The sequence below is a fragment of the Dongia sp. genome (genome assembly GCF_041910485.1).
Lineage (GTDB): Bacteria > Pseudomonadota > Alphaproteobacteria > Dongiales > Dongiaceae > Dongia.
In genome coordinates, this window is record NZ_JAYRQR010000052.1 from 34,772 (window position 1) to 60,232 (window position 25,461).

Here is a 25,461-nt window from a genome sequence, read left to right on the forward strand (position 1 = left end):
AGGGGCACGATTTCCTGTTATCCGTGTCTCGTGGGGCGGATGATCGCCCGCGACTTGCTGTAACTGGGCCGACTTACTATGTAGAATGCCGGTTCAACGCTTTAGCCCATGCCTGCGGGTGGGTCCAGCCGGCTCGGCCGCGCCCGATCCCGTGACTAGGTGGTGCCGGTGCTCCTGCAGGGCAAGGGCACCGCACGAGCAACAAGGATTTCTGCTTTTGCAGCATCTCGATATCGTCTTTTTCGCCATCGTCGCCGTGGTCCTGGGCTGGAAGCTCTATTCCGTGCTCGGCCGCCGCACCGGCAATGAGCGCCGGGTCGATCCCTTTGCCCGGCCGGACCCGAAGGATCTGGGGACGCCGAAGGATCTGGGGCGCAACCGCGAGACTGGCGAGGCGCCGACGCCGATCCGCCGGCCCACCCTCGTCCGGTCCGACCGGGAACCGGCCGTGGAGCCCCAGGCCGAACCCGCCTCGCGTAGCGGCATGTCCCCGCGCGACCGGCGCCAAATCGAAGCCGATATCGCCCGCGCATCCGATTCCGTCCGTGACGGCCTTGCCGCCATCGCCAAGGCGGACCCGACTTTCAACCCGGTCGATTTCATCGGCGGCGCCAAGATCGCCTTCGACATGATCGTCGAGGGCTTTGCCGCCGGCGAAACCAAGATGCTGCAATCGCTGCTGGCGCGGGACCTTTATGAAAGCTTCGCGTCGGTTATTGCCGACCGTCAGGCCAAGGGCTTGAAGCAGAAGACCGAGGTCATCGGCATCACCCAGGCGCAGATCGTCGGGGCAGAGCTCAGCGGCCGCATTGCCCGCGTCACGGTGAAGTTCGTCAGCGAACAGACCAGCGTTACCGAGGATGCGCAAGGGAATGTGGTCGAAGGCGATGCCACCCATGTCGACAGCATCATCGATATCTGGACCTTCGCGCGCGACACGGGTTCGCGCGATCCGAACTGGCAATTGGTGATGACCGAACAGCCCAACTGACGGTCGGCAGATTCAATCAAAGGCTTCGGGGGAAGCGATCCGGGGATGCGGGGGACGAGCCATCAGAACGGTAGGAGGCGGTGGCCGGCACGCATCGGCGCCGCCCTGTCGTTCGTTCTTCTTGCCGCCTGCACGCCGCCCGAAGCGCCACCCGGACTCAAGGTCAGTCCGGCCGCCTATTCGATGTTGCCCGGCTGGGATGCGGATGCCTTTGACGGCGTCGTTCCGGCCCTGCTCAATTCCTGCAAGGCGATTGCGAAACAAGCCGACGATGCCGAGATCGGCCCGAAAGCCTTGGGTGGCGTCGCTGCCGATTGGCGCCAGCCCTGCGCCGCGGCCAAGGAATTGTCGGGCACCGACACAGCGGCCGTGAAGGGTTTCTTCGAACGCTGGTTCGTCCCCTTCCAGGCCGAGGATGTGCGGGGGAACGGCGGTCTTTTCACCGGCTATTACGAAGCCGAGATCGAAGCCGCGAAATCGCCGGATTCGCTCCACATGTACCCGCTCTACCGGGCGCCCAAGCAGGCCGTGACCTTCACGCGGGCCGAGATCGAGGCAGGCGCCCTGCGCGGCCAGGGGCTCGAGTTCCTGTGGCTCAAGGACCCGGTCGACGCCTTCTTCCTGCAGATCCAGGGGTCGGGCATCGTCAAGCTGGCGGGCGGCGGCGAGATGCGCGTCGGCTATGCCGGCAATAACGGCCAGGCCTTCGTCGCCATCGGCAAGCTGATGATCGCGGAAGGGATCATCGACAGAAAATCCGCCTCGATGCAGACGATCCGCGACTGGCTGCGCGCCAATCCGGGTAAAGCCCAGGCAATGATGAACCGCAACCCGCGCTTCATCTTCTTCCGCGAGGTGAAGGAAAACGGCCCAGTGGGGGCGATGGGTGTGACACTCACCGCCGGCCGCAGCTTGGCGGTCGATCCGGCTTTCGTGCCGCTGGGCCTGCCCTTGTGGCTCGACACCACCTGGCCCATCGCGCATGGCGCCATCAAGAAGGGCAGCCCCTTGCGCCGCTTGATGCTGGCCCAGGATGTGGGAACCGCCATCAAGGGACCGGTGCGCGGCGATTTTTTCTGGGGCAGCGGCGAGGAGGCCCTGAACTTTGCCGGCGCCATGAAGAATCCCGGCAAATGGTACATGCTCTTGCCAGTGACGGCGGCAGCGCGCAAAACTCTCAACGTCGTCGATATCGTCAGCAGTCTGAAGTGACCCAGCCAGAAGTGAGCCAGTGTGAGTAGCCAGCCGGTAACGACCCCGAACCCAAATCGGGTGGGTGGGGTCAGTGGCGCCAATGTCGCCTTGTTCGTAACTTGCCTTGTCGATCTGTTCCGCCCCAGCGTCGGCTTTGCCGCGGTGAAGCTGCTGGAACAGGCCGGTTGCCGTGTCCATGTGCCCGACGCGCAGACCTGCTGCGGGCAGCCCGCCTATAATTCCGGCGACCGCGACATGGCCGTGGCGTTGGCGCAGCAGACCATCGCCGCCTTTGAGGGGTTTGACTTCATCGTGGCGCCCTCAGGTTCCTGTGGCGGCATGATCAAGCACCACTACCCGCAATTGCTGGCCGAGGATGCCGAATGGGGCCCGCGCGCCAAGGCCGTCGCCGAGCGTACCTTCGAGCTGACGCAGTTCCTCGCTGAACAATGCGGCCGGACCGATTTCGGGGCGGCACTCGACGCGCATTGCACCTATCACGATTCCTGTTCGTCCCTGCGCGAGATGAATGTGAAGGCGGCGCCGCGCCAGCTGCTTGGCAAGGTGGACGGTCTGAAGCTCACCGAAATGCAGGAGACGGATGCCTGCTGCGGCTTCGGCGGCACCTTCTGCGTCAAATTCCCCGACGTCTCCAATTCGATGGCGGCCCGCAAGGTGGAGACGATCAACGCGACCGGCGCCGATTTGCTGCTCGCTGGCGATATGGGCTGTCTCATGAATCTTGCCGGCAAGATGCAGCGCGACGGATCGAAGGTGAAAGTGCGCCATGTGGCCGAAGTGCTGGCCGGCATGACGGAAGAGCCGGCGATCGGTGAGGAGCGCGGCTCATGAGCATGGTTCCCACCAGCAATGCCTTCAAGGAGAACGCGACCGGCGCCTTGAAGGATGCGCCGTTGCAGGAGGCCCTCGGCATCGCGCGCTCGCATTCGATCCAGACGCGTCTCAACACCATCGCCAAGATGCCGGAATTCGAGCGCCTGCGCGATATCGGCCGCGATTTGAAGAATCACGTCATCGCCAATCTCGACACCTATCTGCTGCAGTTCGAACAGTCGGTGATCGCGCGCGGCGGCCATGTGCATTGGTGCCCGGATGGCGAATCCGCCCGCGCCAAGGTGCTCGAAATCTGCCGCACCGTGAATGCCAAGACCGTCACCAAGGGCAAGACGATGATCGGCGAGGAGATCGGCATCAACGATTTCCTCTTTTCGAACGGGATCGAGCCGGTCGAAACGGATCTCGGCGAGTACATCATCCAATTGCGCGGCGAGACGCCGAGCCACATCATCGGTCCGGCGCTCCATGTGACGCAGGCCCAGGTCGAGGAAACGTTTCGCGAAGCGCATACGGATCTCGACCCCAAGCGCAATCTCGAAGATCCGGCGACCTTGATGGCCGAGGCGCGCGAGAAGCTGCGCACCGGGTTCTTGAAGGCCGATGTCGGCATCACCGGCGCCAATTTCCTCATCGCCGACGAAGGCGCCACCACCATCGTCACCAACGAGGGCAATGGCGATCTGACGCAGACCCTGCCGCGCATCCATATCGTGCTCGCCTCCATCGAAAAGGTGGTGCCGAGCCTCAAGGATGCGATGACCCTGCTGCGCATCCTGGCGCGTTCGGCGACGGGCCAGGAACAATCGGTCTACACGACCTTCTCCAGCGGGCCGCGCCGGCCGGGCGATCTCGACGGGCCGGAGGAATTCCACGTCGTCCTCATCGACAATGGCCGTTCATCCTATCTCGGCACCGAGTTCGAGGAGATGCTGCGCTGCATCCGCTGCGGCGCCTGCCTCGATCATTGCCCGGTCTATCATTCGGTCGGCGGCCACGCCTATGGCTGGGTCTATTCCGGTCCGATCGGCTCGCTGCTGACACCGGCCATCGTCGGTGTCGAGAACGCGAAGCCCTTGCCAAATGCCTCGACGCTCTGCGGGCGCTGTGAATCGGTCTGTCCGATGCGCATTCCGATCCCGAAGATGCTGCGGCATTGGCGCGAGCAGGAATTCTCCCGCGCCATCACGCCGCCCACGGAACGTTCGGGCCTGCGCTTCTGGGCCTTCATGGCGCGGCGGCCGAAACTCTATCGTCTCGCCACCCGCATCGGGGCGCGCGTGTTGAGGGGCCTCGCCGGGTCACGCGGCCGTTTGGCCACGGCACCCTTGGCTGGCGGCTGGACCAAGCATCGCGATCTGCCGGCACCGCAAGGGAAGACCTTCCACGAACTCTGGAAAGAGAAACAGGGAGGCCGCCCATGAGTGCTGGAAACATGGGGGGCACAGGCCGCGACCGCATGCTGGCCTCGATCAAGGCAGGCATCTCGCGACAGGCCGAGCGTCGCCACGGGGCGGCCGGACCCGCCAAGCCGACACCGATCATCCCGGCACGCGCCACCGCGCCGGGCGTCGATGTGGTCGATCTCTTCCGCACCATGCTCATCAATGCCAAGGCAACCCTCGACGAAGTGAAAACCCGCGATGAGGTGCCGGCGGCGGTGCAGAAATATCTTGCCGCCAACAATGCCGAGGCGCGCATCAAGGTTTCGCCGGATCGCCGCGTGAGCTCAATCCCCTGGGGCAATGTGCCGTTGCTGGAGATCTCCAGCGGCCGCTCGCACGGGCTCGATCCGACCAGCGTCACCCCGGCGGTGGCGGTGGTGGCGGAGACCGGGACCGTCATCCTGCAATCCTCCGACGAAACGCCGACGACGCTGCATTTCCTCCCCGACCAGCATGTGGTCGTGGTGTCGAAAAGCCAGATCGTCGGCACCTATGAGGATGCGTTGGCGCGCGTCAAACGCGGCCCCGATGGCGGCCTGCCGCGCACGGTCAATTTCGTGACCGGCCCGTCGCGCAGTGCCGATATCGGCAAGATCCTGCTGATGGGGGCGCACGGCCCCAAGAAACTCCACGTCATCGTGGTAGACGAGGAACTCTGATGGGGCAGCGCCTCCGCAGATTCGGTGGGGCAACGCCCGGCGGGTCCTGGGAGGCAATCTTCGCGACGCCCGACCCACGCCTCAAGCGCGCGATCCTCGGCGACTATCAGGGATGGGTCGAGCATGGCAGCAAGCCCGTGCTGCGGCGGCACCTGCCCAATGTCATGGTGCCGGTCATCATCAATCTCGGGCCTCTCTGGCAGGTGACGTCGCCGGCACTTGCCGGTGGCAAAGAGGTGACGATCGACTCGTTCCTCGCCGGCATGCACGACCGCTTCGCCACCAGCTATTCCAGCGGTAACAGCTGCTGCATCCAGGTCAATTTCACCCCCCTTGGCGCCTATCGCCTGTTCGGCCTGCCGATGGCGGAGCTCACCAACACGATCGTCGGATTCACCGAACTGCTCGGCGCCGAGGCGGACCGCCTCATTACGCGGCTGCGCGAGAACGGCGATTGGGCGGCGCGTTTTGCCATCCTCGAAGATTTCCTGCTGCGGCGCCTCGCCGCCGGGCGGGAGGGGCGGCGCGAGATCGCCTTCGTGTTGCGGCAGCTGGAGAAGAGCGCAGGGGCCTTGCCGATCGGCGATCTCGCCGCGACGATCGGCTGGAGCCGCAAGAAGCTGATCCACAGCTTCCAGCGCGAAACGGGTCTCGCACCCAAGGGCATCGGGCGCATCTACCGGCTCAACCGCATGCTGTCGCTGCTGCACGGCATCGGGCAACAAAGTGGCGACCGCGTCAGCCTCGCCGAACTCGCCCATGAAAGCGGCTATTACGACCAGGCGCATTTCAATCGCGATTTTCGGAGTTTTGCCGGTGTCACGCCCGGCGACTACCTGGCCGAGATCGCGCCGGACGTCCTGCGCGGCCCGGCCAATTAGACGGCGGGAAAATTCGTCCAAGACCGGAACCAATGCCGCCGGCTAACGTCCCGCCATCAAGACGATGGAGGATGACATGGCGGCAAAGCTTTTCCCGGCGATGAAATTCGACGATGCGCCGGAGGCGCTCGACTGGCTGAAATCGGCTTTCGGATTCGAGCCTCATGTGGTGCACAAGGACGAGAGCGGCGGCATCGCCCATGCCGAGATGAAACTCGGCGACGGGCTCATCATGCTCGGCGGGAAGCGACCGCCGGAGGCGACCAATCCCTGGTGCACGGAGCCGATGGGTGTCTATGTCTGCGTCGAGGATATCGAGACGCATTATGCCAAGGCAAAGGCGGCCGGTGCGGAAATCGTTCGCCCGCTCAGCGACACGCCCTATGGCGCCCGCGAATACTCCGCCCGCGATTGCGGCGGGCATCTCTGGTCTTTCGGAACCTATGATCCGTGGAAGGCGTGAGGGGGGGGAGTGAGGGGCAGCCTATTGCAGCCAGATCGCTTCCTTGAGCTTGGCGATGAAGGCCTTGTGGGCGGCGCGTTCTTCCTCGCTCGGCGCGTGCGGGCGCGGCGCGCGCACCGGGCGGTTGCCGGCCGAGCCGCGCTTGGCGAAATTGAGATCGATGGTGGCGCTCGTTTCTTCCGCCAGAATGAGGCCCGTCTGCCGTCCGCCGAGGAGTTCGAGATAGACGTCGGCCAAGAGCTGCGCGTCGAGCAGCGCCCCGTGGAGCGTGCGGTTCGAATTGTCGATGTTGAAACGCTTGCAGAGCGCATCGAGCGAGGCGGGGGCGCCCGGAAACTTGGTGCGCGCCATCTTCACCGTGTCGATCGCGCGCTGGAAGGGAATGGCGCGGCTACCGGCCTTTTCGAGTTCGAAGTTGATGAACTTCATGTCGAATTCGGCATTGTGGATGACCAGCGGATCCTCCGCCACGAAGGCGATGAACTCTTCCACCACCTCGGCGAATTTCGGCTTGTCGGCGAGGAAGGCGGTGGAAAGCCCGTGGATGCGGAACGCGGCATCCGGCATCTCGCGCTCGGGGTTGATATAGCGGTGGAAATTGCGCCCGGTCGGGATGTGGTTTTCCAGCTCGATACAGCCGATTTCGACCAGCCGATCGCCGGTCAGGGGATCGAAGCCGGTGGTTTCGGTGTCGAGGACGATTTCACGCATGCAGCTCTATCCGGGCGGTGTGGGCGGGCAGGTTCCGCCAGGGAAGATGCCGGGGAAAGAAGCGGCTGGCAAGGTTTGCGACCAGGGTCGGATCGCCGGTCGTGTAGGCGCGGATTTCGGCGGGCAGATTGCCGAAATGCTTCATTTCCGGATGCCGGAAAAGATAGGCGGTGAGCGACTCGGCCGTGCGCAAGGGCTGCGACAGGATGCGGACATTCTCGGGGAGGGCCGCGCGGAAGAGATGCTCGACGAGCGGGTAATGGGTGCAGCCGAGGACCACGCTGTCGAGCGGCGCACCATCCAACTGCGCCAGAAGTTCGCCCACATAGCGCGTCACCATCGCGGCGAGCTCCGCTTCCTCGGCGCCCGCCTCAATGCGGCCGGCAAGGTCCGGGCAGGCCTGCTGGAAGATGCGCACGCGCGGCGCCCGTTTTTCGACCTCATGCACATAGGCGCCGGATGCCACCGTGGCGCGGGTGGCGAAGACACCGAGCGTCTCAGGGGCCCGGGCCCAATCGCTCGCACCCGCTTCGGCATGCCAGGGATTGTGCGCGATCTCCTCGATCATGGGGACGAGGACGCCGAGGCACCGGTGATGGGGAAAATGCTGCGGCAGCCATTCCTGCTGCAGGCGACGGAGGGCCACCGCCGCCGCCGTGTTGCAGGCGAGGACCACCAAGGTGCAGCCGAGCGCAAAGAGGCTGGCGACACCATCTCTCGTCAGTTGGTAGATCTCCTCGGGCGAGCGCTGGCCATAGGGCGCGTGGCCGTGATCGCCGAGATAGATGAAGCCCTGCCGCGGCAGGCGCCGGTGCAGGGCATCGAGAATGGTGAGGCCGCCATGGCCGGAATCAAAGAGGCCGATCATCGCCCTAGTCGATTGCACTCCTCCATTTCGATCGAGCGGATCGATCGGATTTGAGTTGGCCGACGATGCGCGCCAGGGCGGCGAGGGTGGGGCGGCGGCCGAGGCCCGTATCCACCACCCAATCCGCCCGGCGGCGCTTTTCCCGGTCGGGCATCTGCTGGCCGAGGATCTGCTGGAACCGTGCCGGCGACATGCCCGGCCTTTTCATTACACGCTGACTTTGGAGGAATTGTGGCGCCGTCACCACGATGACGGCATCGCAGCGCTTTTCGCCCCCGGTCTCGAACAGCAGCGGAATGTCGAGCACCACCACATCGTGCCGGGCGTGGCGGCAGCGGTTGATGAAGGCACGCTCCGCTCCGCGCACCAGGGGGTGGAGGATGGCTTCAAGCCGTTTGAGTTCGGCGGGCTGGCCGAAGACCCGGGCACCCAGCGCCTTGCGGTCGACGGCCCCCGCCCGGGTGACGCCGGGAAAGGCCGCCTCGACTGCCCCGACAGCCTTGCCGCCTTTGCCCAGCAGGGCATGGACGGCGGCATCGGCGTCGTGGACGGGTAGCCGCAGCGCCCGCAGCATCGAAGCCGCGGTCGATTTCCCCATGCCGATGGAACCGGTAAGACCCAGGATGATCATGGTCATCGATTGGCCTGCCGGACGGACCCGTGTCAAGCGCCCTCGGCCGAGAGGCGTCTTTCTCTTGTGTCCCCCGTCACCAACCCTGCGGATGGCATTTGGACCCGGCGCCGTTTCATGGGCTATAAGGGTCGGAACGGCTCAGTTCTGCGAAAAATCAGGCATTCCGCTTTCATGACCTCCACCGGCCTCGTCGTTTTCGGCCTCGTCAGCCTGCTCGGCCTCATGAGCCTGCTGCCGCCCCTGGCGGGCCGGCTGCGCCTACCCTATTCGGTGCTTCTCGCCGTGGTCGGCGTGACGCTCGGCATCGTCGTCACCCTGCGGCCGGATCAGGCCATCCCCTCGTCAATGCTGCATGACGTGATCGACGCGTTGGGCAGCGTCGAGGTCTCGTCCGAAGCCTTCATTCTCATCTTCCTGCCGGCACTCCTTTTCGAGGTGGCGCTCGCCATCGACGTCCGGCGCCTGGTCGACGACATCGCCCCGGTCCTCACCATGGCGGTGGTCGCGGTGGTCATCTGCGCCCTGACCGTGGGCTTCACACTGGCGCAAGCCTCGCCCTTCGGCCTCATCGCCTGCCTGCTCTTGGGCTCGATCGTCGCCACCACGGACCCGGCGGCCGTCGTCGGCATCTTCCGCGAGGTGGGTGTGCCCAAACGGCTCACCACCCTGGTCGAGGGCGAGAGCCTCCTCAACGACGCCGCTGCCATCGCGATCTTTACCCTGCTCCTCGACATGCTGCTTTCGGGTGGCGACGGCAGCATCGGCGGCACGGTCGGGCGTTTCTTCATCAGCTTCGGTGGCGGGGCGATGGCAGGCTTCCTGATGGGGCGGGCCGCCTGCGCTCTCTTTCCGCTGCTGGGCGGCTGGCCGCAGGCCGAGATCACCCTCACCATCGCGCTCGCGTATCTGAGCTTCGTGGTGCCAGAACACTATTTCCATGTCTCCGGCGTCGTCGCCTGCGTCACGGCGGGCCTGGTCCTGGGGTCCATCGGCAAGACGCGCATGCACAGCCACACCTTCGAGCAGATGGAGGGTGTGTGGGGCCAGCTCGCTTTCTGGGCCAACTCGCTCATCTTCCTGCTCGCCGCCATGTTCGTGCCGCGCATCATGGAAGGGACCAGCCTCAAGGAAATCGGCTTCATCATCCTGGTCTATCTGGCGACGCTTGCCGCCCGTTTCTGCACCGTCTTCGTGCTGCTGCCGCTGCTCACGCGCGCTGGGCTGATGCAGCGCATCAACAATCGGATCAAGACGGTGATCGTCTGGGGCGGATTGCGCGGCGCCGTGTCATTGGCCCTCGCCCTCGCCGTGATCGAGAACAAATCGGTGCCGGCGGCGACGCGTGATTTCATCGCCACCTCGGTCACGGGCTTTGTGTTGATGACGCTTTTCATCAACGGCATCACGCTGCGCCCGATGGTGGGCTTCTTCCGCCTCAACCGCCTGAATCCGGTGGCGCGGGGTGTCCGCGACCGGGCCAAGCTGATGACGCTGACCGATGTGGCGGCACAACTGGCCGACATCTCCCAGCGCGAAGGCGTCGACCGCGAAATCGCCGACGCAGCGCTCTCAAATCTCGAAGCCCGTCTGGCCGTCGCCCGCGCCCGTTCGCATCGCGGCGTCGAGTTGATGGCGGACGAGATGGTGAAGGTGGGACTGACCGTCGCCGCCGCCCACGAGGTGGAGCGTTGTTATGCTCTCCTCAACGCCCGCATCGTCGACCGGCATATCGCCGAAATGCTGTTGCGGGAAGCCCAGTATGTGCGCGAAGCCGTGCGCGGCAGCGGGCGCAAGGGCTATGCACGCGCCGCCGAGCGCGGACTTGGCTTCGGTCCCGCCTTTCGTCTTGCCTTGTGGCTGCAGCGCTATCTCAGGATCGAGCGGCCGCTCGCGGATGCCCTTGCCGACCGGTTCGAGTTCCTGATGATGCAGCGGCAGGTGCTCTCCGATCTGGTTCCCTTCGCCCGCGACAAGTTGCAACCGCTCATCGGCGAGGAAGCGGCGGGTGAGATCGTCGCCATCTCCGCGCGCCGCAGCGAACTGGTCGAGGAATCGCTCCTCGCCCTCAAGCTGCAATATCCGACCTATGCCGCCGATCTGCAGCGGCAATATCTGGGCCGCATCGCCCGCCAGCGGGAAAGCGCCGCCTATCAATCCCTCGCGGCCAATCTGGTGGTGAGTGGCGAGGTCGAGCGGGAACTGAGGGCCGAACTGGAGCGGCATTGGACCGGCCTCGACGGCAGGCCCAAGCTCGATCCGGAACTCTCGGCCATCGATCTCGTCGCCCGCGTGCCGATCTTCCGCGATCTCGACATCAAACGGCAACAATCGATCGCGCAAGTTCTCTCCCCGCTCCTGGTCCTGCCCGACAGCCCGATCGTGCGCCGGGGCGACAAGGGGGACGCCATGTATTTCATCGCCTCGGGCGCCGTGCGGGTCGTCGTCGATCCGAGCGTCGAGTTGGGCTCCGGCGATTTCTTCGGCGAACTGGCCCTCCTCACCGGCCATCCGCGCAATGCCGATGTGGTGTCGCTGGGTTTCTGCAAGCTGCTGGCGCTGAAAGCCAGGGATTTCAACCGGCTGCTGGCCGCCGATGCAGGCCTTAAGGAGCGGATCGAACGCGTCGCCAAGGAACGCCTCAATCTTGGCTGAACCGCGCACCCAGACGGCCGGCGAAAAGCAGATCGCCGGCGACCGCCCCCTGTTCGGTATCCTCTGCCTGGTGACGGCGGGATTCGTCTTCTCCTTCTTCAACGCCATCGTCAAATATCTGTCGACCAATGGCATGCCGGTGATGGAGGTGGCCTGGGGGCGTTATGTCTTCCACCTGATCTTCGCCCTGGCCTATGCCGGCATCGCCCGCCATGTCGAACGCCCGGTGGCCGCCACACCCGTGACCCATTGGTTCCAGCCCTGGCGTGAAATGCTGCGGGCGCGGAAATTCGGCCTCCAATTCCTGCGCTCGCTGCTGATGCTGGCGACCACCCTGCTGTTCTTCCTGGCGGTGAGCCATATCGATCTCGCTTCAGCCACGGCGGTCGCCTTCGTCGAGCCGATGGTCATCACCATCCTGTCGCATTTTCTGCTCAAAGAACGGGTCGGTGTACGGCGCTGGGCGGCGGTCGCGATCGGCTTCGTCGGCGTGCTCATCGTCATCCGGCCCGGCTTCGGCATGGTGAGCTTTGCCATCCTTCTGCCCGTTCTCTCCGCCTCTACCGGTGCCACCTACAACGTGCTGACCCGGATCGCCGCACGCTATGACAGCAATGTCACCTCGCTTTTCTATGCCGCCCTGGTCGGCTGCCTGACCTTGAGCGCCTTCCTGCCCTTGGTCTGGCAGGCGCCGACCTGGCAGGAATGGCTGCTGCTGGCGGCACTCGGTTTTTCCGGCGGTCTGGCGCACACCCTGGTCATCCGCGCCTTTTCCTTCGCCTCGGCCTCGATCATCGCGCCCTTCATCTATCTGCAGCTCGTCTGGGCCACCGCCATCGGCTATGTCTGGTTCGACATGCTGCCGGCCATCACCACCTGGATCGGCGGCGCCATCATCATCGCGACCGGTGTCTATACCGCCCACCGCGAACGCATCCGCGCACGCGAACGCCTTGCCGCGATCAAGGATGAAGAAATCTGCTAGCGGACCGGCGTGCCGGCGCTATTCCTAAAGGGATATAGCGACACCCTGTCGCGGGAGCGAGAATGGCGCCCGACCGCCCCTAGCCGGGGAATTCGGGCCGATGCTATAAGCTCAACCCGAGCCAAGGCCGGCCGAACAAGGCGAAGAAGCCGATAGCCATCAAAGGCCCGGAAAGTCGGGCCGCAACGCAAGGGAGAATGTGGCCATGAATCTCGATGACGCCAAAAAACTCGACAAGAAATCGTTCAAGAAATACGCCGACAAGCTGAAGTTCGAGACGCGCAACTTCATCGACGGCAAGTTCGTCGATGCGAAGAAGGGCAAGAAGTTCGAGACGATCAACCCGGCGACGGGCGAAGTCATCACCTCGGTTGCGCGGTCGGATGCGTCCGACGTCGATCTCGCCGTCAAAGCCGCGCGCAAGGCATTCAAATCGGGTGTCTGGTCCCGCATGGCGCCGCGCGATCGCATGGCGGTCATCTACAAGTTCGGCCAGCTCATCACCGACAACGCGCTGCAATTCGCGCTCCTCGATTCGACCGACATGGGCAAGCCGATCAGCGAAATGCTGAACATCGACATCCCCGGTGCGGCGATGACGTTCCAATATTTCGGCGAGACGATCGACAAGATCGAAGGCACCGTCACCTCGACGGCGGCGAGCGAGTTTCATTACATCTTGCGCCAGCCGCTCGGTGTCATCGGCTGCATCGTGCCGTGGAACTATCCGCTGATGATGGCCGCCTGGAAGATCGCTCCGGCGCTCGCCGCCGGCAATTCGGTCATCCTGAAGCCCGCCGAACAATCGCCGCTCTCCGGCAACCTGCTGGCGAAGCTGTTCATGGAAGCAGGCGGTCCCGCCGGCGTCCTCAACGTGGTGCAGGGTCTCGGCGAAGAAGCCGGCAAGGCGCTGGCGCTCCATATGGATGTCGACAAGATCGGCTTCACCGGCTCGACTGAAGTCGGCAAGCTGATGATGGTCTATGCCGGCCAGTCGAACATGAAGCGCGTCACCACCGAATGCGGCGGCAAGACACCGCAGATCGTGACTGCCGATGCGCCGGATCTCGACACCGCCGCGCAATATGCGGTGAACGGCATCTATGGCAACCAGGGCGAGGTCTGCAACGCCGGCTCGCGCATTCTGGTCGACGCCAAGGTGCATGACGAATTCGTGGCGAAGTTCCTGGAGAAGGCCAAGGCCAGCTTCAACCCCGGCGACCCGCTCGACCCGGCGACGACGATGGGCCCGCTGGTGACCAAGGAACAGCAGAAGCGCGTCCTCGGCTATATCGACATCGCCAAGAAGGAAGGCGCCAAGCTCTCCCTCGGCGGCAGCGTGCCCAAGGGTCTCGAAAAGGGTTGCTATGTGGCGCCGACGCTCTTTACCGGCGTCAACAACAAGATGCGCATCGCCCAGGAAGAAGTGTTCGGTCCGGTCGGCACCATCCTGCCGTTCAAGAAGCTCGACCAGGCGATCGAGATCGCGAATGACTCGATCTACGGCCTCGCCGCGTCGATCTGGACCTCGGATGTTTCGGTCGCCCACAAGGCGGCGCGCGATATCGAAGCCGGCATCGTCTGGGTCAATTGCTTCGACCACGGCGACATGACCTCGATCTGGGGCGGTTTCAAGCAGTCCGGCATGGGCCGCGACAAGTGCCTGGAAACGCTCACCACCGTCACCCAGACCAAGTCGGTCTGGATGCATCTCGGCTGACGGTCGGCGCATCGATGGAAATGGGGCGGCAGGGCAACCTGCCGCCCTTTTTCTTTGCAAGACATTTCCCGCTACGTCATAAAATTGTACCGGTTCGTTCTGGAGGGAGTGGTCGGCTTGCCTGAATATCGCTTTCCGCGTGCCCTGGAATTGGTCGCACTCATCTTCCTTGGCCCCGCCATGAACCTCCTTTCCGCCGGCGCAGCATTGGCAGACAACGCAACGCAGTGCATGTCGAGCCTCAGCCTCGACGGCCAGCTGCACAGCGGCGCGGACGCGGCCAAGGTGGCCGACGCTTGTCTCGCCGCTGCCGGCAACAGCCCGCAGACCAGCTATCTGGCCGGAATTGTGCTGGAGAAGGGCATCGGCAAGCCCAAGGATGCGGGCAAGGCCGAGGATTGGTACCGCAAGGCCGCCAACAAGGGGCAGGTCCAGGCGCAGATGGCGATGGGTCGCCTCGCCGAGGGCAAGCACAAGAACGACCAGGCCCTGGCCTGGTACAGCCGGGCGGCACTCAAGGATTTTGCGCCCGGGCGCGAGGCCCTGTTGCGCTTGCGGGTCGAGGACCCTTACGCCATGTGGGACGCGGCCGAATTCGCCATCGCCATCGATGACAGTTTGGGACGCGATGCGGATTTCACCAAATCAGGCTCGGGTATCGTCATCGGCGACAATCTGGTGGTGACCAACGAGCATGTGGTGGCCGGCTGCAAGAAGATGGCCGTGTCGCCCGGGCTGCCGGCGCGCGTCCTTGCCAGCGATGCAGCGCGGGACCTTGCCGTCATCAAGACCAGCATTCCCCTCGGGACACCCGTCGCTATTGCCTCCGGCAATGAGATCGCGCCGGAAATGGCGCTTTATACGGGCGGCTATCCGGGCCTCGGCGATGACGATCCGACCTTCGTCATGACCGACGGCCGCCTCGCCGACCGCAAGCTCAAGGGCGATGACGTTCTCAATTACTGGCTGCTCACCAACCAGATCCACTCCGGCAACAGCGGTGGTCCGCTTCTCGACAGCAGTGGGCTGGTGGTGGGCGTCGTCGCGGCGGAGCTGCCGGTGACCGGCATCGTCAAGAAGGACGCGCCGAAGAACGCGCGCAACGGCATGGCGATCCGTGCCGAAATCCTGCGCGGCTTTCTCGACGAACATGACATCGCCTATGGGCGCGCCGACAAGGGGCCGGTTGCCGATGCGGCGGCGGGCATGAAACGCCATGCCGCCGCCATCACCGTCCTGGTCGAATGTTTCGGTAGTTAAGACTGCGTCTCAGCGGGCTTCGGCCTGAAGCGCCTCGGTCTGAAGCGCCTCGGCCGGCATGGGCGGCAGCGGCGTCTCGACGAGCCCCGGCACGGCGACCTGGCGGCCGTGGATGTGCTGGATCTCGCCGCTGATCTCACCCAGGATGCCGCGCTTCAAGGGCGCCACCTGCAGCCGTTCGGGCCGCTTCTCGCCCGGCATGACGAAGCCGTGCGGCGTCGCCGGCACGAAGCCGAAGCGCTTGTAATAGTCGACATCGCCCACCAGCAGCACCAGGTCGTGGCCCATTTCGGCGGCGCGTTCCAGCGTGCGGAAGGTGAGGGTGCGGCCGATCCCCTTGCCGGCCAGGCGCGGCGTGATGCCGAGCGGGCCCAGAAGCAAGGCGGGATGGCGCGAGGGGCCGACCAGGATCGGCCAATAACGGATGGTGCCGACGACCTCATTGCCGATGGTCGCCACGTAAGAGAGTTCCGGCACCGGCTGGACACCCTCTCGGAACAGATAGGAAGCCTTGTCGAACCGCGTCGGCCCGAAGACGAAATCGAGCATCTGCTCGACCTCTCCGGTCAACGCGGCAGGTTCAGGCTTGATGGTGAATTTCGGCGATTTGGTGTTGAGGTCGGTCATCAAAGGAGATCCTCGTCAAAGAAGCGGTTTTTAGGTGAAGGCAGGGCCTTGGCATCGGCCCTCGCGTTCCGCTTCGGATCTCCAGGGTGTCGTCCGACACCCTTTTTGCATCCTATGCCTCTCGCGCAGCCGATACCGCCAGCCGCTGGGAGCGAAGCCCGGCGGTGGTCAGCGATCGTCGTCGGAGACACAGGGTGGACATGGAATAGCCAATCGGCTGTTGCAAGTGTTGGGTTACATAAGACACCTTGCCCCCTGAATCCATAGAAAATTCATGGCGGGCTGATGACATTTGCGAGAGTTGCAAAATTGTCGCGCGACGCCACCGGTGGCAGGTGGCGCGCATGGACCTCAGCGCCGGGCGGTGAGAGGAGCGAGGCTTGTCACCGCACGACGGTGACGGGAACCAGACTTGTCACCGCACGACGGTGACGGGACAGTGCGCCAGGTTGACCACGTCGGATGCCACCGACCCGATCAAGAAACGCTTGGCGCCGGTGAGGCCGGCCGACCCCATGACGATATGGTGGTAGGAGTTCTTTTCGGCGTAATCGACAATCGTCTTGGCGATCTCGGAACCCGGTGCCCGCACGGCGGCGACCCGCCGCAAGCCGGCCTTCAAGGCCTGCTCGACACCGATGAGCAGCGATTTGTCGACCGGCAAGCTGCCGGCGAGGAGGGCTGCCGAGTCCCAGATGGTGGGTTTCTCACCCTCCTCGATGCTGACGACGGTGAGGAAGGAGAGCGGCAGGGCCAGGCGCTGGGCAAGCTCGATGGCAAAGGCCACGGTCTTGGCCGATGTCGGCGACCCGTCGGTGGCGCACAGGATCTTGTCCATGGTCACGGTCATCGTATTGCCGCCCTCTCCTTGGTTACAGGCTCTCGCGCTTCAGCGGCCGCGACAGCAGGCCTCCCACCTCGGCCGCCAGATTGCTGCCTTGGTGCAGAATCCGGTTAACCGCCTCGGCGATCGGCATTTCAACGCCCAGTTTGCCGGCCAGGGTCGTCACCGCCGGCGCCGTGGTGACGCCCTCGGCGACACTATGGCGGCCGGCCATGATCTCGGCCAAGCCTTTACCCTGGCCCAGCTCCTGGCCTAGGGACATATTCCGCGACTTTGGCGAAGAACAGGTTAATATCAGGTCACCAAGACCGGCGAGGCCCATCATCGTCTCCGATCGGCCGCCCTTGGCAAGCGCCAGGCGCGATACTTCGGCCAAGCCCCGTGTAATCAGCGCCGCCCTGGCATTGTCCCCGAGCCCCGCCCCCATGACCATGCCGCAGGCGATCGCCAGCACGTTCTTGACCGCCCCGGCCACCTCGACACCGGTCAGATCGCTGCTGCCATAGGGGCGAAAGGCGCCGTGGCTCAAGGCCAGCATCAGCGCCTCGACCAGGGCCTCGTCATTGCCGGCAATGGCGACGGCGGTGGGCAGGAACCGGGCTGCGTCGGCGGCGAAACTGGGGCCGGACAAAGCAGTGACCGCCACGCCGGGCAGCGCCTCGGCGGCAATCTCATGAAGCAGCAGGCCGGTCTTCTGCTCGATCCCCTTGGCACAGAGGACGAGGACTGTTCCGTGCTGCCAATTCGGCCTGGCCGCGGCGCAGAAAGCGCGGAAATGTTGCGCCGGCTGGGCATAGAGCACCGCATCGGCCACGAGCGCCTGCTGCAAATCGGCGCCAACCGAGATCGATTCCGGCAGGCCGATGCCCGGCAGATAATCGGGATTGGCGTGGGCGGCGGCAATCTCGGCCGCGAGTTCCGGTCGGCGGGCGAAGAGGTGCGTGTTGCGCCCGGCACGGGCGGCGATGAGGGCCAAGGCCGTGCCCCAGGCACCGGCGCCGATGACGGAAATGCGGTCGATGTTCATTTGAGGAGAAACCCGCCGCCCAAGGGATCGCCGGGCTCGACCGTGAAGACGCTGCTGCCGGTGTAAAAGGCGCGCCCGGCCACCTCGGCGCGGATCGCCGGAAATTCCCCGGTGGTCAGAGTCTCGGCGACGCGCCCTTCGAACAGGCTGCCAGTGACGCTTTCGAAGCGGCGCCATTCACCCGGTGCCGCCTGGCCCCGCGCCGCCATCAAGGCAAGGCGCGCGGTGACGCCGCTCCCCGTCGGGCTGCGGTCCACTTCTTCGGCGGCGAAGACGCAGATATTTGCTGTGGGCGATGTGTTGCCGTCGCCGCCGTCGGTAAGGATCGTGCCGTAGAGGAAGGCAAGATCAGGATCGTCGGGATGATGGAGCTGGACTTGCGCCTTCACGGCCTCGGTCACGGCGCTGGCCGCCGCCACCAGATCCTTGGTGCGCGAGCGTCGCACGTCGAGCCCGAACGTGCTGGCGCTGAGGAAGGCATAAAAGGCACCGCCATAGCCGATATCGAGCTTGACGCGTCCCTTGCCGGGAAGATCGATCTCGCGGTCGAGGGCGAAGGCGAAGGCCGGCACGCTGCGGAAGCGCGCGGCACCGTCGGCGGCGACGCTGACCTCGACCAACCCGCAGGGGCATTGCAGGTTGAGGCGCGCCGTGCCGTCCGACCCGGCCTTGATGAGGCCCTGGTCGAGCGCATAGCGGCCGAGCGCGATGGTCGCGTGGCCGCACATGGTGCTGTAGCCCTCATTGTGGATGAAAAGGACCGCCATGTCGGCACCGGCGATATCGGGTTCGACCGGCAGCACGCCGTACATGTCGAAATGGCCGCGCGGCTCGAACATGATGAGGCGGCGATAGGCGTCGAGATGCGCGCGCGCATGGCGGCGCTTCTCCAGAATGGTGCGGCCGGGAATGGGCGGATAACCCTTGGTGACGATCCGCACCGGCTCACCGCCGGTATGCATCTCGACCGTCTCGATCCGTGTCCCTGCATCCGGGCGCAAGGTACCGCTATCGTCCGACTCTGTCGTTGCAGCACGCATCCGCCGCCAAGCCCTCATGTTTGCGCAAATACCCCACCGCCTGTAATCTGCCGCGACGTCTTTATCAAGCCTTCCCGTGGACCGGGTATCCCCGCCGATGCTGTCATTTTTCATGAACTCCTGCCGCCGCTCCGTCCTGTTGGTGGCGCTGCTTATCGCCGCCCAGACCTTGCCGGCCGGCGCCGAGAGCGGGCGTGCGACGCTCCGCGTGGCGCTCCCCGACGGTCCGCCCACCCGCGCCGCCGGCTTTCTCATCGCCCAGCAGCGCGGCTATTTCGCGGATGCCGGCATCGACATCACCTTCACGCATCAAAGCTATGGCAAGTCGCCGATCGATGCGCTGGGCGAGGGCCAGGCGGACCTCGCCGTCGAGATCATGCCGATTGCCCTCTCGCGGCGCGCCAAGGGCATCGATGCGGTCCATGTGGCGCAGATTTTCCAGCAGGCGACCCTGATGCTGGTCTGCCGCAGCAATATCGACCAACCGGGAAAGCTCGCCGGGCACAATGTCGGGGTCTGGTTCGATGGCTGGGAAAGCCCCTTCTATGCCTGGCTGGCGCAGCTTGGCCTTTCCTACTTTGCGACCGGCGGTGGCGTCACCATCGTCCGACAAGGCACTGATGCCGAGGTCTTCACCGAGAACGAAGTCGATTGCATGACGACCACGAGCTACCGCGCCCCACTGGTTCTGCCGGAAAGCGACAAGGCGCCCAACAATTTCATCATCTACAAATACCAGGAGCTCGGCTTGGGCGTTTTGGAAGACGGGCTCTATGCGCGGGGCAGCGATCTTGCCAACCCGGCACGGGTCGATCTTTTCAAGCGATTCCTGGCAGCCGCTGCGCGTGGCTGGCAGAGTCTGCACGACGATCCCAGCCAGGCCTTGCGCCTCGTCAAGGACCTGCCGGATGCCGCTGGGCTCGACGGCAAGGCGCTTGCTGAATCATTGGCAGCCGTGTCGGCAGCAGTCGGGGCCGAAAATGTCGAAATCGGCACCCTCGACGATGCCGCTTTCGACCGTTCCGTTCTGTTGATGATGACAGGGGCGCCTGACCCTATCCTGGCTGCGGCGCCGTCCGGCGCCGTCAGCTCCATCCTGCGTCAGGCACGATAGGGCTGGCTTTCCGGGCCAGCATCAGTTCCGATCGAAGGCCGGCAATTCGCTGAGCGGCGTGGCGCGTTTGATGCCGTGGCGCCCGGCGATTTCGCTGCTCGTAGCAATCGAGTAGGCCATGCGCGGGTCCCGGGCGACGTAGAAAAGATAGCATGGCTGGCCGCTCAGGCTTTCGCAATGGCGGACGGCGAAGCTGCCGAAAAGGGTCGGTGTGCAGGAGATTTCCGGGCAGTAATAGGTATAGGAATTGGCCCCGTCGGCACTGACGGCGAAGGCGCCGCGCTGGTTGGGATAGATGAGGCCCAGATATTTCTGCAGCGCGGCGTTGGTGCCTTGGCTGATCACCAGCGGGTCCTGCCCAGCGGCCGGTGCCGGCCGGGTCTGCGCACAGGCTGAAACGATTGCCACGGCGCCAACTAGGATGGTTGTCGTCACCGCGTGGCGAATTTTCGACAAAGTCCGCTTTGACTGACGGGTCTTGATGGTACGCATCTTCTGCTCCTCCTGGAACAATCTTGATATCTAGGTAACAGATCGGCCGCCGTTAACAAGTGACGGAGTTCACACGGCGGCAGGTCCTCTTGATGTAGCGAACCGTTCGCAATGCACGTCAATCCAGGGTGCGGCGATAGCGGAAGAGGGCCAGGATCGCGGCCGCCAGCAGGAACAGGCCGATCGGCCACAGGTCCGGCCAGATTTCGATCCAGCCATTCCCTTTGAGGAGGATGCCGCGCACGATCCGCAGGAAATGGGTAAGCGGCAGCGCCTCGCCGATCACCTGCGCCCATAGCGGCATGCCGCGGAACGGGAACATGAAGCCGGAGAGCAGCAGCGAAGGCAGGAAGAAGAAGGTCGACATCTGCATCGCCTGCAGCTGGTTGGTCGACAATGTCGAGAAAGTGAAGCCGACGGCGAGATTGGCGGCGATGAAGACGATGGCGGCAACGCTGAGAAGGGTGAGCGATCCTGCGAGCGGCACGGCAAAGAGATAACGCGCCGCGACGACGATGATGGCGACCTGCACATAGCCCACGGCGATGTAGGGCAGCATCTTGCCCAGCATGACTTCGGCGGGCTGCACCGGCATCGCCAGCAGATTTTCCATCGTGCCGCGTTCCCGCTCGCGCGTGACGGCCAGCGACGTCATCATCACCATCGTCATGGTGAGGACGACACCCATGAGGCCCGGCACGATATTGTATTGCGTGATCCCTTCCGCATTGTAACGCTTGTGCAGCCGTACCTCGAAGGCACCGCCCCCCTTGCCGATATCCGCAAGCGGCCCTTTGAGGTCGTGGACGAGCGCCGACGTATCGAGGCCTTGCAGTGCCGAGAGCGCGTTGCCGGTTGCAACCGGATCCGTCGCATCGGCTTCGACCAGCAAGGCGGGCTTCTTGCCACGCACAAGATCAGTGGCGAAGTTTGGCGGTATATGGACGGCGAATTGCACGTCGCCTTCGCGCAGCATCAGATCGGCTGTGGCTTCATCGACCGGCGGGCCGTCGAAGCGGATATAGCCGGTATTCTGCATCGCCTGCAGCAGCGAACGGGCAAAGACCGAATTTTCCGCCACCACGGCGACGGCGGGCAGATTCTTCGGGTCGGTGTTGATGGCATAGCCGAACAGCATCAGCTGCATCAGCGGCACGCCCATCATCATGCCGAAGGTCAGGCGGTCGCGCCGCATCTGGATGAATTCCTTGGCCAGGATCGCCAGGAACCGGCTGAAGGAAAAATGCCGCATCAGTGCGCATCTCCCTGTGCCGGGGGCAACGACGGTGTCGGCGCGCCGTTATGATTGTCGAGCCCGCTCATCAGCTGGATGAAGATGTCTTCGAGGCTGGGGCTCGATCGTTGCCAGATCAGATCCGGCCGGTTGCGATAGGGCGCGATGCTGCGCTCAAGGGTCGCTTCGTCGCGCCCGCAGACATGCAGCACGGTCCCGAAGGCCGCGACCGTGTCGACGCCAGGCAAGGCCTGCAATTCGCGCGACAGGATATGGAGGCCGGGGCCCGAGACCGACCATGTCGCCAGATTGTGCGTGGCGATCACATCGCTGATGGTGCCCTTGGCGATGAGCCGGCCATAGGCGATGTAGAGGATTTCATGGCAGCGCTCAGCCTCGTCCATATAGTGGGTCGAGACCAGCACGGTGAGGCCTTCGCCGGCTAAGGCGTGGATCTGGTCCCAGAAATCGCGCCGCGCCTTGGGGTCGACACCGGCGGTGGGTTCGTCGAGCAGCAGCAATTCCGGCTCGTGCAGCGTGCAGGCGGCAAGCGCCAGCCGCTGCTTCCAGCCACCCGACAATTGCCCGGCGAGCTGGCGCTGGCGCGTGGCGAGACCCAGCCGGTCGAGCGCCGCATCGACACGCGTCCGGATTCGGTCCAGGCCATAGACGCGGGCGACGAAATCCAGATTCTCGCGGATGGTGAGATCTTCATAGAGGCTGAATTTCTGCGTCATGTAGCCGGTCCGGCGCTTGATCTCGGCCGATTGGCGCAGGATATCGAAGCCAAGACAGGTGCCGCTGCCCGCATCGGGCGTCAGCAATCCGCACAGCATGCGCAATGTTGTGGTCTTGCCGCTGCCATTGGGGCCGAGGAAGCCGTAGATCTGCCCCTTGCCGACGCGCAGCGCCACATCGTCGACGACACGCTTGCCGTCGAAACTCTTGGTCAGTCCGCTGACGTCGATGACGGAATCCATCGGCAATTGCTCAGGAACCCGGCGTGGCCGTCTTGCGGGCCTCGACCGGCTGACCCGGATGCCATTGGAAGTCGGCGACCGGCTGCGGCCGCGCCTCCACCAGGAAGACCAGCTTCGCCCGGCTCGTATCGCTGTAGATGACGGGCGGCGTATATTCCGCCTGCGCGGCGATGAAATCGATTTTGGCGGTGAGGTTCGCGGGGCAGCCGTCGCAGGTCACGGCCAGCGTCTCGCCCACCTTGTAGCCGCTGATCGACGGCTCGGGCACATAGAGCTTCAGCTTGATGTTCTCCGGCGCCAGCAATTGCAGCACGGCCTGACCGGCGCCGACTTCCTCGCCGGGGCGGTAATAGAGATCCTCGATGCTGCCGGCGACCGGCGCCACGGCGCGACGCTCGTCGAGCGACCATTGCGCCTCGGTGACGGCATCGCGGAAGCCGGCGATGGCGGCCTCCTGTGCCGCGATCTTCTCGGCTCGTGCGGGCAGCCTGCCTGCGGCGAGGCGCGCCGTATATTCCGCGATGCGGCCGCGATCTTCCAGGATCGATGCCTCGGCGGCGTCGAGATCCTCGGTGCCGACGATATTGTTCTTCACCAGTTCCCGGCGCCGCTTGACGCGCGGCTCCGACAGCATCAGCGACGCGCGGGCCGATTCGAGCTGGGCCTCGATGATGGCCAGCTCCTCGGGCCGTTCGCCCGTCTGCAGATCGGCCAAGGTCCGCTCGGCTTCGGCCAAATCCGCCTTGGCGCCGTCGAGCCGGGCGGTGGCTGCCGTGGCGTCCAGCGCAAAGAGCAGGTCGCCCGCTTCAACCCGGTCGCCGCGCCGGACCGGCAGATCGGCAATGCGGCCATTCTCGGGGAGGGCCGCGTAAATGTAATCGCCTTCGACATAGCCCAGCAGGCGCTCGTCCGCTTGCTTGTCGCAAGCGGCGAGCTGGCACGCCAGCAAGGCGCCGACAAAATAAGGAAGGCGGCTCAAGCCACGCATGTCGATCTCCACTGACGATCCGGGCGGCGGGAAGGATTTGAATGCCGAAACTGGGTTACTATAAGGTCATCACCGACAAGGCGGAAGGCGCGGCCGAGAGTCGCGGGGGCGGCCTCCGCCGCTGAGCATCGGGTGGCAATCGGCTAGGGGAGAGCGGCGTGACGACAAATGAATTGGGCCAGCCGATCGGCTTTCCGGTACCGCAGTGGACAGCACGCCCCAAACCGCCGCGCGTACCGCTCGAGGGCCGCTTCGTCCGCATCGAGATGCTCGATGCCGACGCCCATGCCGGCCAATTGCATGCCGCCAATGCCGCCGACAAGGAAGGCCGCATCTGGACCTATCTGCCCTATGGTCCCTATCCGGATCCCGCCCCCTATCGCGGTTGGGTGGCGCAGATGGCAAAGTCCGAAGATCCCCTGTTTCACGCCATCATCGACAAGGCGCAGGGACGCGCTGTCGGCGTCGCCAGCTATCTGCGCATCGAGGTCGCCGTCGGTGTGATCGAAGTCGGCCATATCAACTATGCGCCGGTCCTGCAGCGCACGAGTGCCGCGACCGAAGCCATGTATCTGCTGATGAGGCGCGTCTTCGACGAGCTCGGCTATCGCCGCTACGAATGGAAATGCGACGCGCTCAACGCACCGAGCCGCGCCGCCGCCGAACGGCTGGGATTCACCTTTGAGGGAATCTTCCGCCAAGCCACCTTGTACAAGGGCCGCAACCGCGACACGGCCTGGTATGCGATCATCGACGAGGACTGGCCGCGGATTCGCGCCGCCTTCGAAGCCTGGCTGGCGCCGGAGAATTTCGACGGGAACGGTCGACCGCGCTGCCGCCTCTCCGAGATGATGCGCGCCGGCTAAGGCGCACCGGCTGATTGGCAGGCAATAGAAAGCCCTCCCCCTGTCGCGAAGGGGGAGGGCTCCCGCAATCGGTTTCCTACTTCGTCAAACCTTCGGCCTTCAGGGCCTGCTGCACCTTCGGCCGAGCGGCAACGCGGCCCATGAAGGCCGTCACGTTGGCGTAGGGGCTGAGGTCGAGGCCGACATATTTCGCCCAGTTGCTGACGGTGAAGAGATAGGCGTCGGCCACCGTGAAGGTCTCGCCGAGGAGATAGTCCTTGCCGGCGAGCTTCTGGTCGATGAAGGCATAGCGATCCGCCAACTGCTGCTTGGCGATCGGCTTGTAATCCTCGGGCGTCGTCGGCTTGAACAGCGGGCTATAGCCCTTATGCACTTCCGAGGTGATGAAGTTCAGCCATTCCTGCAGCTTGTAACGCGCCTTGGTGCCGTTGCCGGGGGCCAGGTTGCTGGCCGGGGCGAGGTCCGCCAGGATCTGGGCAATGACCGGTCCTTCGGTCACCACTTCGCCATCGTCGAGCACCAGCGTCGGCACCTGGCCCTTGGGGTTGATGGCCAGGAAATCGGACCCGTCTTCCAGCTTCTTGGTCTTGGTGTCGACCTTGACCAGCGTCACATCGATCCCGGCCTCGGCGGCGGTGATGTGCGGCGACAGCGAGCAGGCACCCGGTGAGTAATAGAGCTTCATGGCGTTTTCTCCTGATTTTGCGGGCCGGCCCTTCGTAAGGGCAAAGATGGAGGGGGGGATGGAGCCGGCGCGGCGCAGAGATATATGCAGCTGCATCTATTGTCAAGATCAATGCATATGCATATATTATGACGATGAACAGCGCCCGGATAATGCCAGCACCGCCGGCCCCGCCGACGGACCATGATCGCGGTATCTGCTCCTTCGTCATATCGGCCTGGGCGCGGCTGCTGCAGGTTGCGCCGA

Annotated in this window: 25 protein-coding genes; 13 read left to right on the forward strand and 12 right to left on the reverse strand. The window is 64.5% G+C overall.

Translation table 11 applies throughout. The annotated features are described in order from the left end of the window. The first annotated feature begins 217 nt into the window (after positions 1–217). The 7 genes from ACE3PP_RS17960 (at position 218) to ACE3PP_RS17990 (ending at position 6,488) form a co-directional block, all read left to right on the forward strand. On the forward strand, positions 218–991 hold the full coding sequence (locus ACE3PP_RS17960) for a Tim44/TimA family putative adaptor protein (protein WP_374384636.1): 774 nt from the start codon (positions 218–220) through the stop codon (positions 989–991). Positions 992–1,036: 45 nt separating this feature from the next. Beyond that, positions 1,037–2,203, forward strand: a complete 1,167-nt coding sequence (locus ACE3PP_RS17965) for a murein transglycosylase A (RefSeq protein WP_374384637.1) — start codon at positions 1,037–1,039, stop codon at positions 2,201–2,203. A 60-nt stretch (positions 2,204–2,263) separates the two neighbouring features. Next, on the forward strand, positions 2,264–3,037 hold the full coding sequence (locus ACE3PP_RS17970; RefSeq protein WP_374384663.1) for a (Fe-S)-binding protein: 774 nt from the start codon (positions 2,264–2,266) through the stop codon (positions 3,035–3,037). 2 nt (positions 3,038–3,039) lie between these two features. Then, a complete protein-coding gene (locus ACE3PP_RS17975) occupies positions 3,040–4,464 on the forward strand; it encodes a LutB/LldF family L-lactate oxidation iron-sulfur protein (RefSeq protein ID WP_374384664.1) in 1,425 nt (474 codons plus the stop codon). After that, positions 4,461–5,144 (forward strand): lactate utilization protein C, encoded by a 684-nt coding sequence (locus ACE3PP_RS17980; protein WP_374384638.1) that lies wholly within the window; start codon positions 4,461–4,463, stop codon positions 5,142–5,144. The genes ACE3PP_RS17975 and ACE3PP_RS17980 overlap by 4 nt, the downstream gene beginning before the upstream one ends. Continuing rightward, entirely contained in the window at positions 5,144–6,025 is an 882-nt protein-coding gene (locus tag ACE3PP_RS17985; protein ID WP_374384639.1) for a helix-turn-helix domain-containing protein, read from the forward strand. Before ACE3PP_RS17980 ends, ACE3PP_RS17985 begins: the two co-directional genes overlap by 1 nt. 76 nt (positions 6,026–6,101) lie before the next feature. Beyond that, positions 6,102–6,488, forward strand: coding sequence for a VOC family protein (locus ACE3PP_RS17990; RefSeq protein ID WP_374384640.1), 387 nt, complete (start codon positions 6,102–6,104; stop codon positions 6,486–6,488). Positions 6,489–6,509: 21 nt separating this feature from the next. Here the strand turns inward: ACE3PP_RS17990 and dnaQ are convergent, their stop codons facing one another. Genes dnaQ through coaE form a run of 3 tightly spaced genes read right to left on the reverse strand, consistent with a single transcriptional unit; the run spans position 6,510 to position 8,698 of the window. Then, positions 6,510–7,199: a DNA polymerase III subunit epsilon gene (gene dnaQ, locus ACE3PP_RS17995; RefSeq protein WP_374384641.1), complete on the reverse strand. Its 690-nt coding sequence runs from the start codon at positions 7,197–7,199 to the stop codon at positions 6,510–6,512. Further along, entirely contained in the window at positions 7,192–8,067 is an 876-nt protein-coding gene (locus ACE3PP_RS18000) for a glutamate racemase (protein WP_374384642.1), read from the reverse strand. The genes dnaQ and ACE3PP_RS18000 overlap by 8 nt, the downstream gene beginning before the upstream one ends. Before the next feature lie 4 nt (positions 8,068–8,071). Next, complete coding sequence (gene coaE, locus ACE3PP_RS18005) at positions 8,072–8,698, reverse strand: dephospho-CoA kinase (RefSeq protein ID WP_374384665.1); 627 nt, start codon at positions 8,696–8,698, stop codon at positions 8,072–8,074. Between the two features lie 174 nt (positions 8,699–8,872). Between coaE and ACE3PP_RS18010 the strand changes: the two genes are divergently transcribed. The 4 genes from ACE3PP_RS18010 (at position 8,873) to ACE3PP_RS18025 (ending at position 15,318) form a co-directional block, all read left to right on the forward strand. Further along, positions 8,873–11,353, forward strand: coding sequence for a cation:proton antiporter (locus ACE3PP_RS18010; protein ID WP_374384643.1), 2,481 nt, complete (start codon positions 8,873–8,875; stop codon positions 11,351–11,353). Further along, positions 11,346–12,338 (forward strand): DMT family transporter, encoded by a 993-nt coding sequence (locus tag ACE3PP_RS18015; RefSeq protein ID WP_374384645.1) that lies wholly within the window; start codon positions 11,346–11,348, stop codon positions 12,336–12,338. The genes ACE3PP_RS18010 and ACE3PP_RS18015 overlap by 8 nt, the downstream gene beginning before the upstream one ends. Positions 12,339–12,543: 205 nt before the next feature. Then, positions 12,544–14,058 carry an aldehyde dehydrogenase gene (locus ACE3PP_RS18020; RefSeq protein WP_374384646.1) on the forward strand — a complete coding sequence of 505 codons (1,515 nt, stop codon included), beginning with the start codon at positions 12,544–12,546 and terminating at the stop codon, positions 14,056–14,058. 117 nt (positions 14,059–14,175) lie between these two features. Further along, positions 14,176–15,318, forward strand: coding sequence for a tetratricopeptide repeat-containing serine protease family protein (locus tag ACE3PP_RS18025; protein WP_374384648.1), 1,143 nt, complete (start codon positions 14,176–14,178; stop codon positions 15,316–15,318). 9 nt (positions 15,319–15,327) lie between these two features. Here ACE3PP_RS18025 and ACE3PP_RS18030 read toward each other — a convergent pair whose 3' ends face one another. The 4 genes from ACE3PP_RS18030 to ACE3PP_RS18045 form a co-directional block, all read right to left on the reverse strand. Then, positions 15,328–15,945 (reverse strand): GNAT family N-acetyltransferase, encoded by a 618-nt coding sequence (locus ACE3PP_RS18030; protein ID WP_374384650.1) that lies wholly within the window; start codon positions 15,943–15,945, stop codon positions 15,328–15,330. A 415-nt stretch (positions 15,946–16,360) separates the two neighbouring features. After that, positions 16,361–16,795 carry a universal stress protein gene (locus tag ACE3PP_RS18035; protein WP_374384651.1) on the reverse strand — a complete coding sequence of 145 codons (435 nt, stop codon included), beginning with the start codon at positions 16,793–16,795 and terminating at the stop codon, positions 16,361–16,363. 22 nt (positions 16,796–16,817) lie between these two features. Further along, entirely contained in the window at positions 16,818–17,816 is a 999-nt protein-coding gene (locus ACE3PP_RS18040) for an NAD(P)H-dependent glycerol-3-phosphate dehydrogenase (protein WP_374384652.1), read from the reverse strand. Further along, positions 17,813–18,856: a proline racemase family protein gene (locus tag ACE3PP_RS18045; RefSeq protein WP_374384654.1), complete on the reverse strand. Its 1,044-nt coding sequence runs from the start codon at positions 18,854–18,856 to the stop codon at positions 17,813–17,815. The genes ACE3PP_RS18040 and ACE3PP_RS18045 overlap by 4 nt, the downstream gene beginning before the upstream one ends. Before the next feature lie 97 nt (positions 18,857–18,953). Between ACE3PP_RS18045 and ACE3PP_RS18050 the strand changes: the two genes are divergently transcribed. Then, the gene (locus tag ACE3PP_RS18050; RefSeq protein ID WP_374384655.1) at positions 18,954–19,970 is read left to right on the forward strand and encodes an ABC transporter substrate-binding protein; all 1,017 of its coding nucleotides are present in this window, start codon (positions 18,954–18,956) and stop codon (positions 19,968–19,970) included. Positions 19,971–19,991: 21 nt separating this feature from the next. Here the strand turns inward: ACE3PP_RS18050 and ACE3PP_RS18055 are convergent, their stop codons facing one another. The 4 genes from ACE3PP_RS18055 to ACE3PP_RS18070 form a co-directional block, all read right to left on the reverse strand. After that, positions 19,992–20,462, reverse strand: a complete 471-nt coding sequence (locus tag ACE3PP_RS18055) for a hypothetical protein (protein WP_374384656.1) — start codon at positions 20,460–20,462, stop codon at positions 19,992–19,994. A 118-nt stretch (positions 20,463–20,580) separates the two neighbouring features. After that, complete coding sequence (locus ACE3PP_RS18060) at positions 20,581–21,714, reverse strand: ABC transporter permease (protein ID WP_374384657.1); 1,134 nt, start codon at positions 21,712–21,714, stop codon at positions 20,581–20,583. Continuing rightward, positions 21,714–22,676 carry an ABC transporter ATP-binding protein gene (locus ACE3PP_RS18065; protein ID WP_374384658.1) on the reverse strand — a complete coding sequence of 321 codons (963 nt, stop codon included), beginning with the start codon at positions 22,674–22,676 and terminating at the stop codon, positions 21,714–21,716. Before ACE3PP_RS18065 ends, ACE3PP_RS18060 begins: the two co-directional genes overlap by 1 nt. 10 nt (positions 22,677–22,686) lie before the next feature. Then, complete coding sequence (locus ACE3PP_RS18070; RefSeq protein ID WP_374384659.1) at positions 22,687–23,664, reverse strand: HlyD family secretion protein; 978 nt, start codon at positions 23,662–23,664, stop codon at positions 22,687–22,689. 158 nt (positions 23,665–23,822) lie between these two features. On the opposite strand from ACE3PP_RS18070, the gene ACE3PP_RS18075 reads away from it, so the two are divergent. Beyond that, positions 23,823–24,530 carry a GNAT family N-acetyltransferase gene (locus tag ACE3PP_RS18075; protein WP_374384660.1) on the forward strand — a complete coding sequence of 236 codons (708 nt, stop codon included), beginning with the start codon at positions 23,823–23,825 and terminating at the stop codon, positions 24,528–24,530. 76 nt (positions 24,531–24,606) lie between these two features. Here the strand turns inward: ACE3PP_RS18075 and gstA are convergent, their stop codons facing one another. Continuing rightward, positions 24,607–25,215, reverse strand: coding sequence for a glutathione transferase GstA (gstA, locus tag ACE3PP_RS18080; RefSeq protein ID WP_374384661.1), 609 nt, complete (start codon positions 25,213–25,215; stop codon positions 24,607–24,609). Between the last annotated feature and the right edge of the window lie 246 nt (positions 25,216–25,461).

Coding starts and splice junctions, on each gene's coding strand:
- ACE3PP_RS17965 (WP_374384637.1), top strand. CDS start 1,037: ATGCGGGGGACGAGCCATCAGAACGGTAGGAGGCGGTGGCCGGCACGC.
- ACE3PP_RS18030 (WP_374384650.1), bottom strand. CDS start 15,945: ATGACCGACCTCAACACCAAATCGCCGAAATTCACCATCAAGCCTGAA.
- ACE3PP_RS18000 (WP_374384642.1), bottom strand. CDS start 8,067: ATGATCGGCCTCTTTGATTCCGGCCATGGCGGCCTCACCATTCTCGAT.
- ACE3PP_RS18040 (WP_374384652.1), bottom strand. CDS start 17,816: ATGAACATCGACCGCATTTCCGTCATCGGCGCCGGTGCCTGGGGCACG.
- gstA (WP_374384661.1), bottom strand. CDS start 25,215: ATGAAGCTCTATTACTCACCGGGTGCCTGCTCGCTGTCGCCGCACATC.
- ACE3PP_RS18020 (WP_374384646.1), top strand. CDS start 12,544: ATGAATCTCGATGACGCCAAAAAACTCGACAAGAAATCGTTCAAGAAA.
- dnaQ (WP_374384641.1), bottom strand. CDS start 7,199: ATGCGTGAAATCGTCCTCGACACCGAAACCACCGGCTTCGATCCCCTG.
- ACE3PP_RS17990 (WP_374384640.1), top strand. CDS start 6,102: ATGGCGGCAAAGCTTTTCCCGGCGATGAAATTCGACGATGCGCCGGAG.
- ACE3PP_RS17975 (WP_374384664.1), top strand. CDS start 3,040: ATGGTTCCCACCAGCAATGCCTTCAAGGAGAACGCGACCGGCGCCTTG.
- ACE3PP_RS18060 (WP_374384657.1), bottom strand. CDS start 21,714: ATGCGGCATTTTTCCTTCAGCCGGTTCCTGGCGATCCTGGCCAAGGAA.
- ACE3PP_RS18045 (WP_374384654.1), bottom strand. CDS start 18,856: ATGCGTGCTGCAACGACAGAGTCGGACGATAGCGGTACCTTGCGCCCG.
- coaE (WP_374384665.1), bottom strand. CDS start 8,698: ATGATCATCCTGGGTCTTACCGGTTCCATCGGCATGGGGAAATCGACC.
- ACE3PP_RS18010 (WP_374384643.1), top strand. CDS start 8,873: ATGACCTCCACCGGCCTCGTCGTTTTCGGCCTCGTCAGCCTGCTCGGC.
- ACE3PP_RS17980 (WP_374384638.1), top strand. CDS start 4,461: ATGAGTGCTGGAAACATGGGGGGCACAGGCCGCGACCGCATGCTGGCC.
- ACE3PP_RS18070 (WP_374384659.1), bottom strand. CDS start 23,664: ATGCGTGGCTTGAGCCGCCTTCCTTATTTTGTCGGCGCCTTGCTGGCG.
- ACE3PP_RS18065 (WP_374384658.1), bottom strand. CDS start 22,676: ATGGATTCCGTCATCGACGTCAGCGGACTGACCAAGAGTTTCGACGGC.
- ACE3PP_RS18035 (WP_374384651.1), bottom strand. CDS start 16,795: ATGACCGTGACCATGGACAAGATCCTGTGCGCCACCGACGGGTCGCCG.
- ACE3PP_RS17985 (WP_374384639.1), top strand. CDS start 5,144: ATGGGGCAGCGCCTCCGCAGATTCGGTGGGGCAACGCCCGGCGGGTCC.
- ACE3PP_RS18050 (WP_374384655.1), top strand. CDS start 18,954: ATGCTGTCATTTTTCATGAACTCCTGCCGCCGCTCCGTCCTGTTGGTG.
- ACE3PP_RS18055 (WP_374384656.1), bottom strand. CDS start 20,462: ATGCGTACCATCAAGACCCGTCAGTCAAAGCGGACTTTGTCGAAAATT.